The organism is Geobacter sp. (assembly GCF_027327745.1).
Lineage (GTDB): Bacteria > Desulfobacterota > Desulfuromonadia > Geobacterales > Geobacteraceae > Geobacter.
Genome location: NZ_DAHVYG010000048.1, coordinates 26,976 through 40,952, shown reverse-complemented (window position 1 = coordinate 40,952; position 13,977 = coordinate 26,976). Strand labels below are relative to the sequence as shown.

General features: G+C 63.7%; 13 protein-coding genes and 1 rRNA gene. 10 read left to right on the top strand and 4 right to left on the bottom strand.

Translation table 11 applies throughout. The features are described from left to right. The 4 genes from M6689_RS09690 to ettA all read left to right on the top strand — a co-directional run. A 16S ribosomal RNA gene (locus tag M6689_RS09690) occupies positions 1-787 on the top strand; the annotation flags it as partial. Positions 788-1,232: 445 nt separating this feature from the next. Then, a complete protein-coding gene (locus tag M6689_RS09685) occupies positions 1,233-1,406 on the top strand; it encodes a hypothetical protein (RefSeq protein ID WP_298270851.1) in 174 nt (57 codons plus the stop codon). Positions 1,407-1,455: 49 nt separating this feature from the next. Next, positions 1,456-2,907 (top strand): bifunctional 2-methylcitrate dehydratase/aconitate hydratase, encoded by a 1,452-nt coding sequence (locus M6689_RS09680; protein WP_298270849.1) that lies wholly within the window; start codon positions 1,456-1,458, stop codon positions 2,905-2,907. Between the two features lie 103 nt (positions 2,908-3,010). Next, positions 3,011-4,690: an energy-dependent translational throttle protein EttA gene (gene ettA, locus M6689_RS09675; RefSeq protein WP_298270847.1), complete on the top strand. Its 1,680-nt coding sequence runs from the start codon at positions 3,011-3,013 to the stop codon at positions 4,688-4,690. 90 nt (positions 4,691-4,780) lie between these two features. Here ettA and M6689_RS09670 read toward each other — a convergent pair whose 3' ends face one another. After that, the gene (locus tag M6689_RS09670) at positions 4,781-4,984 is read right to left on the bottom strand and encodes a GSU3473 family protein (protein WP_298270845.1); all 204 of its coding nucleotides are present in this window, start codon (positions 4,982-4,984) and stop codon (positions 4,781-4,783) included. Positions 4,985-5,556: 572 nt separating this feature from the next. Between M6689_RS09670 and M6689_RS09665 the strand changes: the two genes are divergently transcribed. From M6689_RS09665 to M6689_RS09640, 6 genes are read left to right on the top strand one after another with little or no spacing between them, the layout of a single operon-like run. Beyond that, positions 5,557-6,072 (top strand): cytochrome c3 family protein, encoded by a 516-nt coding sequence (locus M6689_RS09665; RefSeq protein WP_298270843.1) that lies wholly within the window; start codon positions 5,557-5,559, stop codon positions 6,070-6,072. 11 nt (positions 6,073-6,083) lie between these two features. Beyond that, complete coding sequence (locus M6689_RS09660; protein WP_298270839.1) at positions 6,084-8,282, top strand: molybdopterin-dependent oxidoreductase; 2,199 nt, start codon at positions 6,084-6,086, stop codon at positions 8,280-8,282. Positions 8,283-8,307: 25 nt separating this feature from the next. Beyond that, the gene (locus tag M6689_RS09655) at positions 8,308-9,021 is read left to right on the top strand and encodes a 4Fe-4S dicluster domain-containing protein (RefSeq protein WP_298270837.1); all 714 of its coding nucleotides are present in this window, start codon (positions 8,308-8,310) and stop codon (positions 9,019-9,021) included. Continuing rightward, entirely contained in the window at positions 9,014-10,396 is a 1,383-nt protein-coding gene (nrfD, locus tag M6689_RS09650) for an NrfD/PsrC family molybdoenzyme membrane anchor subunit (protein ID WP_298270835.1), read from the top strand. Before M6689_RS09655 ends, nrfD begins: the two co-directional genes overlap by 8 nt. Next, positions 10,389-10,976 (top strand): quinol:electron acceptor oxidoreductase subunit ActD, encoded by a 588-nt coding sequence (locus M6689_RS09645; protein ID WP_298270833.1) that lies wholly within the window; start codon positions 10,389-10,391, stop codon positions 10,974-10,976. The genes nrfD and M6689_RS09645 overlap by 8 nt, the downstream gene beginning before the upstream one ends. Then, complete coding sequence (locus M6689_RS09640) at positions 10,973-11,428, top strand: cytochrome c (protein WP_298270831.1); 456 nt, start codon at positions 10,973-10,975, stop codon at positions 11,426-11,428. The genes M6689_RS09645 and M6689_RS09640 overlap by 4 nt, the downstream gene beginning before the upstream one ends. Before the next feature lie 49 nt (positions 11,429-11,477). On the opposite strand, the gene M6689_RS09635 is transcribed toward M6689_RS09640, so the two are convergent. From M6689_RS09635 to M6689_RS09625, 3 genes are read right to left on the bottom strand one after another with little or no spacing between them, the layout of a single operon-like run. Next, a complete protein-coding gene (locus M6689_RS09635; RefSeq protein WP_298270828.1) occupies positions 11,478-12,308 on the bottom strand; it encodes a multiheme c-type cytochrome in 831 nt (276 codons plus the stop codon). Further along, positions 12,305-13,405: a cytochrome bc complex cytochrome b subunit gene (locus tag M6689_RS09630; RefSeq protein ID WP_298270825.1), complete on the bottom strand. Its 1,101-nt coding sequence runs from the start codon at positions 13,403-13,405 to the stop codon at positions 12,305-12,307. The genes M6689_RS09635 and M6689_RS09630 overlap by 4 nt, the downstream gene beginning before the upstream one ends. Before the next feature lie 11 nt (positions 13,406-13,416). Next, positions 13,417-13,836 carry a ubiquinol-cytochrome c reductase iron-sulfur subunit gene (locus tag M6689_RS09625; RefSeq protein ID WP_298270823.1) on the bottom strand — a complete coding sequence of 140 codons (420 nt, stop codon included), beginning with the start codon at positions 13,834-13,836 and terminating at the stop codon, positions 13,417-13,419. Between the last annotated feature and the right edge of the window lie 141 nt (positions 13,837-13,977).

Genomic DNA, 13,977 nt, shown 5'->3' with positions numbered 1-13,977 from the left:
TGAGACGCGAAAGCGTGGGGAGCAAACAGGATTAGATACCCTGGTAGTCCACGCCGTAAACGATGAGTACTAGGTGTTGCGGGTATTGACCCCTGCAGTGCCGCAGCTAACGCATTAAGTACTCCGCCTGGGAAGTACGGCCGCAAGGCTAAAACTCAAAGGAATTGACGGGGGCCCGCACAAGCGGTGGAGCATGTGGTTTAATTCGACGCAACGCGCAGAACCTTACCTGGGCTTGACATCCGCGGAACCTGGTGGAAACACCGGGGTGCCTTCGGGAACCGCGAGACAGGTGCTGCATGGCTGTCGTCAGCTCGTGTCGTGAGATGTTGGGTTAAGTCCCGCAACGAGCGCAACCCTTACCTTCAGTTGCCATCTTTCAGTTGGGCACTCTGAAGGGACTGCCGGTGTCAAACCGGAGGAAGGTGGGGATGACGTCAAGTCCTCATGGCCCTTATGTCCAGGGCTACACACGTGCTACAATGGCCGGTACAAAGGGTCGCAATGCCGCGAGGCGGAGCTAATCCTCAAAGCCGGTCCCAGTTCGGATTGGAGTCTGCAACCCGACTCCATGAAGTCGGAATCGCTAGTAATCGCGGATCAGCATGCCGCGGTGAATACGTTCCCGGGCCTTGTACACACCGCCCGTCACACCATGGGAGTCGATTGGTCCCGAAGTGCGTGAGCTAACCCGCAAGGGAGGCAGCGTCCTACGGACTGGTCGGTGACTGGGGTGAAGTCGTAACAAGGTAGCCGTAGGGGAACCTGCGGCTGGATCACCTCCTTTTTAAGGAATGTGCAAGGCACAAGGTGCATGGCGCAGGATAAAATCTTGAGCCCTGTGTCCCGAGTCCATCATTTTCCAGGTCAGTACCCGCGAGCATCTGCTGTTTGGAAAAGGACGGTGGCGAGCGTTGTCATCTGCGCTGGGGTATGCGTAGCAATGCAGTTGAGGATTCGGTCGAACAGCTGAGAGAATGGTTCCGGAGCCGGACGTGGTGTGCAAGCCCTCCCTCACGGGAGAAGGACGCCTGAAGCGTCTTTCCGGGAGATGCTGGAGAGACAGTGGACGGTCGCTCAACGGACATACGGTATTCTGGAGCAGAAGAAGCCCCGGGGAATTTCCCCGGGGCTTTCTTTATGCGAGGTTGCGCGGAGAATTGCCTCCCCCCTCCCGCATGGTAGAATCTGTCTCTGGAGTACGTTGTCACTCCGGGTGAAGGAGGCTCGTCATGGGAAAGTTCGAACCGGGTTATCTCCGTCTCCACAGAAGCGGCGCACTGGCCGCGAGGATCGAGGCCACCGGGGAAATCCTCAAGGACTGCACCCTCTGCCCCTGGCACTGCCACGTAAACCGCCCGGCCGGTGAGAAGGGGGTCTGCAGGCTGGACGGGATCACCGTGTGAGGAACCGCATTCTTGTCACTGCGTCCCCCGTTGAGGAAGGGAGAACCCCATGACAACCGGTAACCCGGCCGACCTGAACATCCGCCCCGAGCCCGACCGCGAGATGTCCGACATCGCCGCGTACGTGGCAGACTATGTTGTCGAGAGCGGCGAGGCTTACGATACCGCCCGTCTGGTCCTCATGGACTCCCTCGGCTGCGCGATGCTGGCGCTCCGCTACCCCGAGTGCGCCAAGCTCCTCGGCCCGGTGGTTCCGGGGACGGTCGTCCCCCTGGGCGCCCGGGTCCCGGGGACCCGCTTCGAGCTCGATCCGGTGAAGGCCGCCTTCGACATCGGGATCCTCATCCGCTGGCTCGACTATAACGACACCTGGCTCGCCGCCGAGTGGGGACACCCCTCCGACAACCTGGGGGGGATCCTTGCCGTGGCCGATTATCTGAGCCGCCGCCGGACCGCCGCGGGGAAGCCCCCCCTCGTGATTCGCGACGTCCTGACCGCCATGATCAAGGCCCACGAGATCCAGGGGGTGATGGCCCTGGAAAACTCCTTCAACCGGGTGGGGTTCGATCATGTGGTCCTCGTAAAGCTCGCCACGGCGGCGGTGGTGACCGCCATGCTGGGCGGCGGCAGGGAGGAGATCATCAATGCCGTCTCCCAGGTCTGGGTCGACGGCCAGAGCCTGCGCACCTATCGGCACGCCCCCAACACCGGCCCCCGCAAGTCGTGGGCCGCCGGGGACGCCACGAGTCGAGGGGTGAGGCTGGCGATGCTGACCATGGCCGGCGAGCCCGGTTATCCCGGCGCCCTCACCGCGAAGAACTGGGGGTTCTACGACGCCTCCTTCCGGGGGGAGCGCTTCGGCTTCCAGCGCCCCTACGGCTCATACGTCATGGAGAACGTCCTCTTCAAGATCGCCTTCCCGGCCGAGTTCCACGCCCAGACCGCGGTGGAGTGCGCCCTTCTGCTCCACGACCAGGTGCGGGGACGGCTGGACGATGTCGAGCGGATCGTCATCACCACCCAGGAGTCGGCGGTCCGGATCATCAGCAAGAGCGGCCCTCTCTACAACCCGGCGGACCGGGACCACTGTCTTCAGTACATGGTGGCCGCCGCCCTCGTCTTCGGCACCCTCACCGCGGATCACTACGAGGACGCCGCGGCCGCCGACCCCCGCATCGACATGCTGCGGGAGCGGATGGAGGTGGTGGAGGACGAGCGTTACAGCCGCGACTATCTCGATCCGGAGAAACGCTCTATCGCCAATGCCGTCCAGATATTTTTCAAAAGCGGCAACCATACCGGGAAGGTGGAGATCGAATACCCGTTGGGGCATCGTCGCCGGCGCCCGGAGGGGGTGCCGCTCCTCATGCGGAAGTTCCGTGCAAATCTCGCGTCGCACCTGCCGGCGGCCCGGTGTCGGGCCATCGCCGATCTCTGCCTCGACCCGCAGCGGCTCGATTCGACTCCGGTCCACGAATTTGTGGAGCTTTTCCTTATCTGAAGGAGGGCTGGGCATCCCTGCGGCAAAATCAATGTGCAGTTGACAGTCCATCGCCTGAAAGGGTAAAAAAGACCGATTTCACTTCAGGAGGTTGCGCTACGCGATGAGCAACGACGGCAACAAGATCATCTACACCATGATGCGGGTGAGCAAGTATTACGACAAGAAACCGGTCATCAAGGACATCTCCCTTTCGTACTTCTACGGTGCCAAGATCGGCGTCCTCGGGCTCAACGGCTCGGGCAAGTCGTCGCTGCTGCGGATCATGGCCGGGGTCGACAAGGATTTCAACGGCCAGGCGGTCCTCTCTCCCGGCTACACCGTCGGTTACCTGGAGCAGGAGCCTAAGCTCGACGAGACCAAGACCGTGCGCGATATCGTTGAAGAGGGGGTGCAGGAGACCGTCAACCTCCTGAACGAGTTCAACGAGATCACCGCGAAGTTCGCCGACCCCGACGCCGACATGGACAAGCTGCTGGAGCGCCAGGCGGCGGTGCAGGAGAAGCTCGACCACCTGGACGCCTGGGACCTCGACTCCCGCCTGGAGATGGCGATGGATGCCCTGCGCTGCCCTCCGGGCGATACCCCCGTGAAGGTCCTCTCCGGCGGCGAGAAGCGGCGCGTCGCCCTCTGCCGGCTCCTGTTGCAAAAGCCCGATATTCTACTTCTAGACGAGCCGACCAACCACCTGGACGCCGAGACCGTCGCCTGGCTGGAGCATCACCTTCAGAACTACCCCGGCACCATCATCGCCGTCACCCACGACCGCTACTTCCTTGACAACGTGGCCGGCTGGATCCTGGAACTCGACCGGGGCGAAGGGATTCCGTGGAAGGGGAACTACTCCTCGTGGCTTGAGCAGAAGCAGAACCGCCTCGCCCGGGAGGAGAAGGCCGAGAGCGAGCGGCAGAAGACCCTGCAGCGCGAGCTGGAGTGGATCCGGATGAGCCCCGGGGGGCGCCACGCCAAGAGCAAGGCCCGCATCAGCTCCTACGAGCAGCTCCTCTCCCAGGAGAGCGAGAAGCACGCGAAGGATCTCGAAATCTACATCCCCCCCGGGCCGCGGCTGGGCGATATCGTCATCGAGGCGGAGAACATTTCCAAGTCCTACGGCGACCGCCTTCTGGTCGAGGGTATGAGCTTCAGGCTCCCGCCAGGCGGTATCGTCGGCGTTATCGGACCCAACGGTGCGGGGAAGACGACCCTTTTCCGAATGGTCACCGGCCAGGAGGAGCCCGATTCCGGCACCATCCGGGTCGGCGATACCGTGAAGCTCGCGTACGTCGACCAGAGCCGCGATGCGCTCGACCCGAACAAAAGCATCTGGGAAGAGATCTCCGGCGGCCAGGAGACCGTACAGCTCGGGAAGATGAGCGTCAACTCCCGGGCCTACGTGTCGCGTTTCAATTTTTCGGGAAGCGACCAGCAGAAGAAGGTGGGGATGCTCTCCGGCGGCGAGCGGAACCGGGTCCATATCGCCAAGATGCTCAAGGACGGGGGAAACGTCATCCTCCTCGACGAGCCGACCAACGACCTGGATGTGAACACCATGCGGGCGCTGGAAGAGGCGCTGGAGAACTTCGCCGGCTGCGCCGTGGTCATCTCCCACGACCGCTGGTTCCTCGACCGGATCGCCACCCACATCCTCGCCTTCGAGGGGGATAGCCAGGTGGTCTGGTTCGACGGCAATTATTCGGAGTACGAAGATGACAGGAAGAAACGCCTCGGCGCCGCGGCCGAGATTCCGCACCGGATCAAGTACCGGCAGCTGACCAGGGCGTAAAGCCTGCGGCGATCGGCGATATGCTCCAAGATGCGCAAAGGGCGACTTTTCAGTCGCCCTTTGTCGTGTGAAAGAGGTGGTGACTCCGATTCAGAAGCAGGAGACGTATGCCGTATGGCGGGAATCGGAAAGAGGAGCCGAGCGCTGTTTTCTGTCATTCTGGCGGTTCAACGTCTCGATCCAGTCACCGGAACTCAGAAACGATTTGATCTGGCCGTCCTTGATGAGTTGGCCGAGATTGGATTCCCGCGCCACGGTAACGGTATCATCGAGCAAGCGTACGAGTACAACCATGTCCCTTCCTCCTTTGATGCTGACATCTGTACCGGGTTTCTTCGGCGGCCCCTCCCGGGCCGTCCGTTCCAGCGACGCATCGTGCGCTTGGGGGCTTCACCTCCGTTCCATGGCCGGATCAAGCAAACACATTTAGTGTATACACAAAAACTTTCCGGGTGTAAATAAAAAAGAATTAGCCACGACTAATATCCACGCCGCGACTAATATCCTCGCTACTCTCCCTCGCAAGAGACGTGACAGACGCGAAGCTCTTCCTTTTCTGCGCTTCTGTGCGCTCGTTTCCCGCGCCATTGCCGGTTTGACACGCCATAAATGCCAACTATTATTTATTTGTGAATTCGTGAGGCCGGGGAGCCCGACGGAGCGAATGTGCCCTGTTTCGTCGCCGAACCCGGCAAATGGAGCGTCAGCGGCCGATCTTGTCCGAGCCCGCCAGGGTGAGTTGGTCGGCCGCAGCGAAATGAGCCCTGGATCGGCAGAAACAGGGTGCTCTGAGCGAAGGCGGGCTCCCCGGCCTCACGCGACGCTGTCCTGACCGCCATATCCTGGTTTTTCTCCTGGTGAACGGCATGAAAAAATCGCGGTTTTTTGCCGGGCTGGCCGTTGCAGTGGGCGCAATCTTCGCCGGACTGGCGATGATGTACACCCTGCCGTTCGATTTTCGGGACCATGCTCCGCTCCAGCCCCTCGCCTTCAGCCATAAGAAACATGCCGGCGAAAACCGCATCCATTGCCTCTTCTGCCACCGGTTCGCCCTGAAGTCTCCGGTGGCCGGCATTCCGGCCGTGGCGGATTGCCGGGCCTGCCATCTGTTCATCTCGCCAAACGCACCGGAAATCAGGAAACTGACGGGCTACTGGGAAAGACGGGAACCGATTCCCTGGGTCAGGGTCTACAGTGTGCCGGATTTCGTCTACTTCCCACATATGATGCACCTGCGGGCCGGACTCGTCTGTACCACCTGCCACGGCGAAGTGGCCGCCATGGAGCGGATCACCCGCTCCGTCAGCCTGAAGATGGGGTGGTGTCTGAACTGTCATCGGCAGCACAGGGCCAGCATCGACTGCTGGACGTGCCACATATAGACGGAGCCGCCATGAAACGGAGAACCTTTCTGCAGCTCGGAGGGATGACAGCCGCCGGCGCCTGGCTTTCGGGATGCCGGTCGGCAAACGAAAAGCTCATCCCCTACCTGGTCCCGCCCGACGAAGGGGTTACCCCCGGCAGGGCGGAATATTTCGCCAGCGCCTGCCGGTTCTGTCCGGCCGGCTGCGGCATCCTGGTCCGGGTGTCGGAGGGGAGGGCGAAGAAAATCGAGGGAAACCCCGATCACCCGGTCAACAGGGGAAAGCTATGTGCCAGGGGACAGGCCATTCTGCAGGAGGTTTACCATCCCGACCGGGTGCCGCAGCCGCTCAGGCGGAGCGGCCCCCGCGGTTCGGGAAAGTTCACGCCGATTTCCTGGGGAGAGGGGCTTTCCCTGCTCACGGGGCAGCTCCGGACCCTGCAGCGGGAACGGACCACCGAGCGTCTGGCCCTGATGACCCCGCAGCTGCAAGGCACCCTGGCGGACCTGGCGGCCCGCTTCATGGCCACCTTCGGTTCCCCCCATCACATCCGGTTCGATCTCCTGGCCCCCGACTGGCTGCGAGCGGCCAACCGGCGGAGTTTCGGCCAGGCAAGCCTTCCCTGGTACGACATCGCCGGGACCCGCTACCTTCTCAGCTTCGGCGCCGATTTCCTGGAATACCATCTGTCGCCGGTCCACTACGGCTTCGCCTTCGGCCGGATGCGCCAGGGGAGGGACACGGTCCGCGGCCATTTCACCTATGTGGGTGGCCGCATGTCGCTGACCGCAGCTTCGGCGGATCGCTGGATGCCGGCCCGGCCCGGAAGCGAGGGGGCGCTGGCTCTCGGGATGGCACGCCTGATTCTCTCCGAGTCGCTGTATGACGCGGCTTCCCTGGCGGCGAACGGACTCCGGCCGGACCGGCTGTCGGCCGGGCTGGAGGGCTACGATCTCCCGCGGGTGGCACAGCTCACCGGCCTGTCTCAGCAGGTCATCGCCGAGGTTGCCAGGGAGTTCGCCACGACCCCCCCGTCGCTGGCCATGGCCGGCGAGATGGTCGCCTTCCAGGAAAACGGCGCGGAAGCGGTTCGCGCCGTCCAGCTGCTGAACGTGCTGGTGGGAAACCTGAACCGGCCGGGGGGGGTCTACCCGGGAGGCGGCCCGGTTGCCGGACCCGAGAACTCCTTCGCCGATCTCCTCGCTCTCGTGGAGAAGATGCGGGGCGACCGAATGGGGGTGGCCCTGATCCATGGCGATCCGCTCCACGCCATTCCCCAGACCACCGGATTCCCCGAGGCACTGGGAAGGGTTCCGTTCATTGTCAGCTTCTCGCCCCTGCTTGACGATACTGCCCTGCAGGCGGACCTGGTTCTTCCCGATCACGCCGCACTGGAGAGCTGGGGGGACGTGATTCCGCTTGCCGCCCCCCGCGGGACGGTGATCGGGCTCATGCAGCCGGTGGTGACGCCGCTCCACGACACGCGCCAGTTCCCCGAGGTGCTGATGACGACCGCCAGGGAGCTGGGTGGCGGGATGGCCGCGGCATTCCCTTACCAGTCGTACCAGGAGATGCTGAAGGAGACGATGAAAAGGGAGCTTCATCCTGCGGGGGGAATCGACTTAGAGACGGTGTGGGTCGATCTCCTCAGGCAGGGAGGGCTTTTCAAGACAGAAGGGAAACGCGGGAAAGGGTATCGCTGGAGAGCTGAGGCGCCCATTCCTCTCCCGGCGGAGCCTCGCTTTGCCGGCGATGAAAGGCGGTTTCCGCTTCATCTGCAGGTATACCCGTCGACCGCCTTTTACGACGGCAGGGGGGCCCCGCTCCCCTGGCTGCAGCAGCTTCCCGACCCGATGACCACCGTGGTCTGGGACAGCTGGGTGGAAATCAATCCCGGGACCGCCGCCGGGCTCGGGATCGGCTTCGGCGACCTGGTGGAGGTGACTTCCCCCCGGGGTTCGCTCCGCCTTCCCGCGGTGATCTATCCTGGCATCCGTCCCGACCTGGTGGCGATCCCGATGGGGCAGGGGCACCGGGGGATGGGTCGCTACGCCGCGGGGAGGGGCGCCAACCCCCTTGTGCTTCTGGCTCTGCCACCCAGCGAAACCGGGCCTCTGCCGGCCTGGAATGCCACCCGGGTGCGCGTTGCCAGGATATCGAAAGAGGGGGGCCTGGTGACGGCCGGCAATCCGGAGGGGAGTTACCGGGGCGAGTTGATAGAGATCTGACCTCAGCCCGGAGGAGCCTGGACCGATGGAAAAACAGACGAGCCCATACCGCTGGGGAATGGTTGTCGACCTCGACCGCTGCAGCGGCTGCGGCGCCTGCGTGGTCGCCTGCCAGGCGGAGAACAACGTGGCCATCTGCGGCAAGAAGGAGATTGCCGAGGGGCGCAACATGCACTGGCTGCGCATCGAGCGTTTCTGGGTGGGGGAGTACCCCAACGTGCGGGCGCGCTTTCTCCCCGTGCTCTGCCAGCATTGCCGGGATGCCCCGTGCGAGCCGGTCTGCCCGGTCTACGCCAGCTACCACAACCCCGACGGCCTGAACGGCCAGGTCTATAACCGCTGCGTCGGCACCCGCTATTGCGGCAACAACTGCCCCTACGCCGTGCGGGTCTTCAACTTCTACAGCCACCAGTGGCCGAAGCCGCTCGAAAACCAGCTGAGCCCCGACATCACCGTGCGCACCCGCGGGGTGATGGAAAAATGCACCTTCTGCATCCAGCGGATCCGCCGCGCCAAGGAAGATGCGGGTGGGGAAGGGCGGCTGATCCGCGACGGCGAGGTGCAGCCGGCCTGCGCCCAGACCTGCCCGACCGAGGCCCTGGTCTTCGGCAACCTTGCCGATCCCCGCAGCCGGGTCGCGCGCCTGGTCCGCAGTCCCCGGCGCTTCCGTCTCCTGGAGCATCTCGGTACGCACCCATCGGTCTACTACCTCAAGGGAGGAGGACGCGAGCATGTCTGAACCAACGCTCCCGGCAGCCAAAAGCGCCGGTCGGATGAACGACGCGATGCTCTCTTCCCTTCGCCCCCCGACCCTGCGCTGGTATCTGCTCGCCTTTTTTCTGGGAGCGGTGGTGGCCTGGGGGCTGTACGCCTTCGGTTACATGGTGTCGACCGATATGAGCTGTACCGGCCTGGACCGCCCGGTCATGTGGGGGATTTTCATCGTAAACTTCGTCTTCTGGATCGGCCTGTCCCATTCGGGAACCATGGTTTCGGCCATTCTGCGCCTCTCCCGGGCCAACTGGCGCCGGCCGATCCTGCGTGCCGCCGAGGCGATGACCGTCTTCACCGTTACCGTGGGAGCCCTGTTTCCGCTCATTCACCTCGGGCGCAACTGGGTGTTCTTCTATCTCATTCCCTATCCCAACCAGCGGGGGCTGTGGCCCAATTTCCGCTCGGCGCTGCTGTGGGACGCAACGGCGATCTTTACCTACGTCATCGGCAGCAGTCTCTTTCTCTACCTCGGAATGCTCCCTGACCTCGCCGTGGCCCGGGACCGTTCCGCGGGGTGGCGCCGCACCCTTTACGGGGCGCTGGCCATGGGGTGGCGGGGGACGGCGCGGGAGTGGCTGATCTTTCACAAGGCCTCCACCCTGATGGCGGCCCTGATCATCCCGGTGGCCGTCTCGGTGCACTCCATCGTCGCCTGGGACTTCGCCGTCACCGTGGTCCCCGGCTGGCACAGCACCATCTTCCCCCCCTACTTCGTGATCGGCGCCATCCTCTCCGGGGTGGCCGCCGTCATCACCCTGATGGTCATCATCCGGAAGGCATTCCACCTGGAGGAATACCTGACCCCGCTCCACTTCGACAACATGGGAAAGCTTCTCCTGGTCATCGCCCTTCTCTGGTCCTACGCCTATTTTGTCGAGGTGCAGACCACCTGGTACGCCCATGAGCCGATCGAGTGGGAGGTCTTCAGTTTCATGGCCGGCAAGTATACGCCGGCGTTGCTCCTGATGCTCGTCGGCAACTCGCTCCTGCCGCTTACGGCCCTCTGCTTCAGGCGGATCAGGCGCTCCGTGGGGGCGATGCTGGCGATCTCCCTGCTGGTGAACGTCGCCATGTTCATCGAGCGCTATCTGATCATCGTCCCTTCGCTCTCCCACAAGAACATGCCGTTCGTCTGGGGGACCTACTTCCCGTCCTGGGTGGAACTCTCCGTCACCGCGGGGGCCTTTGCCGGTTTCGCCCTGATGTATACCCTCTTCGCCAAGTGCTTCCCGATGGTGGCGCTGACCGACGTGCGGGAGCTGGAAGCGCGCAAGGTCCTTGTCCCGTTCGCCCGCGCCGAGCTGCCGTCCATCGCGGGAAAGGAGGCGGGAGATGATTGAGATCCTGGGGATATTCCGGGATTTCGAGAGCGCGGGGAGGGCGGTGGAGCGTCTGGTGGGGGAGGGATTCGCCGAGGCGCAGATAACCTCCCTTACCTCCGTTCCCTATCCCGACGGCGCGCTGGTGAAGACCGGCCAGCGCACCCGGTTTCGCTGGCTGACCCTGGGCTGCTTCATCGTCGGCGCCGTCGCCGGCTTCGCCCTCGCCGCCGGCACCGCCTGGCTCTACCCGGTGCAGACGGGCGAAAAGCCGATCATCGCCTATTACCCGACCGGCATCGTCACCTACGAGCTTGCCATGCTCTTCGCCCTTGCCGGCACCATCGTCGGGATGTTCCTGGAGATGGGGCTTCCCGTCTGGAGAAAACGTCCCTATGATCCCGCCATCGCCGAAGGGTGCATCGGCATCAGCGTCACCATCCACCCGGGGGGAGAGGCGGTGGTCTGCGGGCGCGAAGCGGAGACCGGCGAGTGTATCGGCAGCGTGTTTTCCCTTCCTGCGGGGGAACAGAAAAGCCGCGCGGAGGAAATCATGAGGGAAGCGGGGGCCCTTCGGATTGTGGCGGAGGAGCCGTCATGAAGAAAGCTGCGAAACTGGCCGTGGTGGCCGCTGCCCCCATCCTGATGGCGGCCCTCTGGATGGACGAGCAACCCTCCTACAAGCCGTACCGGGCGCCGGTCCTCTCGCCCCCCGCGGGGAGCGTGCCGGTTTCCGGCAGGGAGGTCATCCCCCAGGGGGGGGAGCTGAAAAATCCCCTCCTCCCGACCGCGGCATCCCTGGCGGAGGGGAAAACGTTCTTCGAGATCAATTGCGCCCTGTGTCACGGCATGACTTCGGCCGAGCGCGGCCCCGTGGGGCGAAAGCTCACTCCCCCCCCTCCAGGTCTCGACAGCGAGATGGTCCGGGGGCTGAGCGACGCCACGATCTTCAGGGCCATCACCTTCGGGTTCGGCCGCATGCCCCAGTTCCGGGAGAAGCTCACGCCCCGGGAGCGCTGGAGTCTGGTGAATTTCCTGCGCACCCGCAAATGAGAAGGCCGGCTTGCCGGCCGGCCCGATCTCTAAATCTTCCCGAAAAGCCTCAGATTTCTTTCCGATAGCTTCTGTAAATCAAGAGAGAAAGTATGCCGCAGCCGACCAGCAGCGCCACCATTGCACCCCCCCAGAGCTTGCGGCGGTTCAGTTTCGACTCGATCTCCGCGATCCGGCCGCTGATCTTTCCCAGCTCCGTCTGGAATCCGGCGGTCTGGCTCCGGACCTTCTCCACGTCCACACTGTGGAAGAGCCGGTGAAACCGGTTGCGCAGGGCGAAAAGCTCTCCATCCATCTCCGCGGTGGCGATGCCGATGTGGCGCAGGGAGAGAAGCTGCCGCTCCAGTTCGGTTATCCTGCGGTCGGTCTCAAGCACCGCCGACTTGATCTCCTCCGCACGGCCGTAGTCGTGGCAGCGGCTGCAATCCTTCGGGTTGATCAGATCGGGGCTCGCTTTCTGCACCGCGTGGTTGCCGTGGCAGGTCACGCACTGGGGTCCCCCCTTGCCGAGTGCCCGGCCGTGGGCGCTGGCGAGGTAGTCTTCCTTGACCCCCACATGGCAGCGGCCGCAGAAGCCGGGAATCGATTTTTCATCCGGAACGCCGAGGAAGCCGCGCTCCGGGCTCATCGCCATGGCCACATCGGTGGGGTCGCCGCCGTGGCAGTTGTGGCACGAGATGCCGTTGGCCGCATGGATGCTTGTTCGCCATTCCCTGACCGGGGCGCCGAGTTGGCCGGGCTGCGAGCCGTGGCATTGGATGCAGACCGTCTCTTCTGTCTGGGCCGCGGCCGGGCTGACCCAGGCGATCAGGGCAACGAGGAAGAAGATGGGCGGCAGGCAACGCCACGTCGTACATTGTGCTTCGCCTGTTCCCGTCATGAGTAGTGCCCCCACACGGAAAGGGCGATGAAGAGCGCGATTCCGATAAAGTAGACGGATACGAAAAGGGGACGGCGGGCCGGCCGCCTCTCCGGCGAGCGGTCGAGAAACGGCAGCAGCAGGAGGAGGATCAGCGCGATCCCCTGCACGGCGAGCCCCAGGAACTCGTTCGGGAAGATTTTGAGCGTCTGGTAGGCCCAGAGAAAGTACCACTCCGGCTTGATCCCCCGGGGGGTGGTGAAAGGGTCGGCCGGCTCGAAAGAGGCCGGCGGGAAGAAGAGTCCCGGTGCGAAGAAGACCACCGCGAGGAGCAGGGCGAGGAAGAAGGCGATCGTTGCCCCATCCTTCGCCACGTAGTGGGGGAAAAAGGGGATCCCGCCGTGATGCTCTTCGTGGCGGAAGGCGACCGGCGGTTCCGCAGGGCGCCACTCCGGCCCGAAGGGGGGGCGGGAGATCCCCACCCGGCGCACGCAGAAGAGATGAATCAGAACCAGCAGGCCGAAGATCAGCGGAAAGCCCATGACGTGCAGGGCGAAGAACCGCCCCAGGGTCGGCTGGCCAACCATGGCGCCCCCCCGCAGGAAGCGGAGCACGATGTCGCCGACCAGCGGGATCTCCCCGGAGCTGCTCGTCGCCACCGTGGTTGCCCAGAACGAAAGCTGGCTCCAGGGGAGGAGATACCCGGTGAGACACATCCCCAGCGACAGCAGCAGCAACAGGAATCCCGCCACCCACGTCAGCTCCCGGGGGGCCTTGTAGCTTCCCATGAAGAGCACCGAGAGCATATGCATGAGCAGCGCAAGGATGATGATGTTGGCCCCCACCGCGTGGACGGTGCGGATCAGCCAGCCGAACGGCACCTCGTTCATGATCCGCTGGATGCTGCGGAAGGCTTCGTCGGCCGTGGGATTGTAGTAGACCAAGAGAAGTATGCCGGTGGCGAACTGGAGGGCGAACAGAGTGAGGAGCACCGCGCCGAGGGTGTACCAGGCGTTGATGTTTCTGGGAAGCAGATATCTGGTGAGGTTCTGCGCAAGGATATCGCGGATGCCGAGCCGTACGTCGAGATAGTCGCCGATTTTCCTCCCCAGACCCATCGTCGTCCCTCCTATCCGATCAGCAGGTTTTCGCCCGAAATGGCGACGGGAATGCTCGGCAGTGGCTTGGGCGGAGGACCGCCCAGGACCTTGCCGTCGCTGGAGAAGCGCCCGGCGTGGCAGGGGCAGAGGAACTCCCCTTTCTCCGGGACCCACTTCACGATGCAGCCAAGGTGGGTGCAGATGGCGGAAAATGCCGCGAAGACGCCGGGCCCCCTCTGCAGCACCACCGCCGGGTGCCCCTGGAACTGGAAGAAACGGGCCTGGCCGACCCCGACCTGGGCACGGGGTATGGTCACCTTCCCACCCCTCTCGTCCGAACGCGACGGAGCAAGGTATTTGAACACCGGGTACGTCGCGATGCCGACTGCCGCGGCCCCCAGGGTGCCAAGGAGGCTTGCGAGGAATTTTCTTCTGCTGCTTCTCTGCATGGAACCTCCGGAAGAGGGTGTCGGCATCAAGTATAGACGCTGGTGGGGACATTTCAATATTTCCGACACCGGCCGTTTCGTGAGAAGCTCCCCAGATTTCGCTTGATTTGGCGGGCTGTTTACAATAATCTCTATTCGATT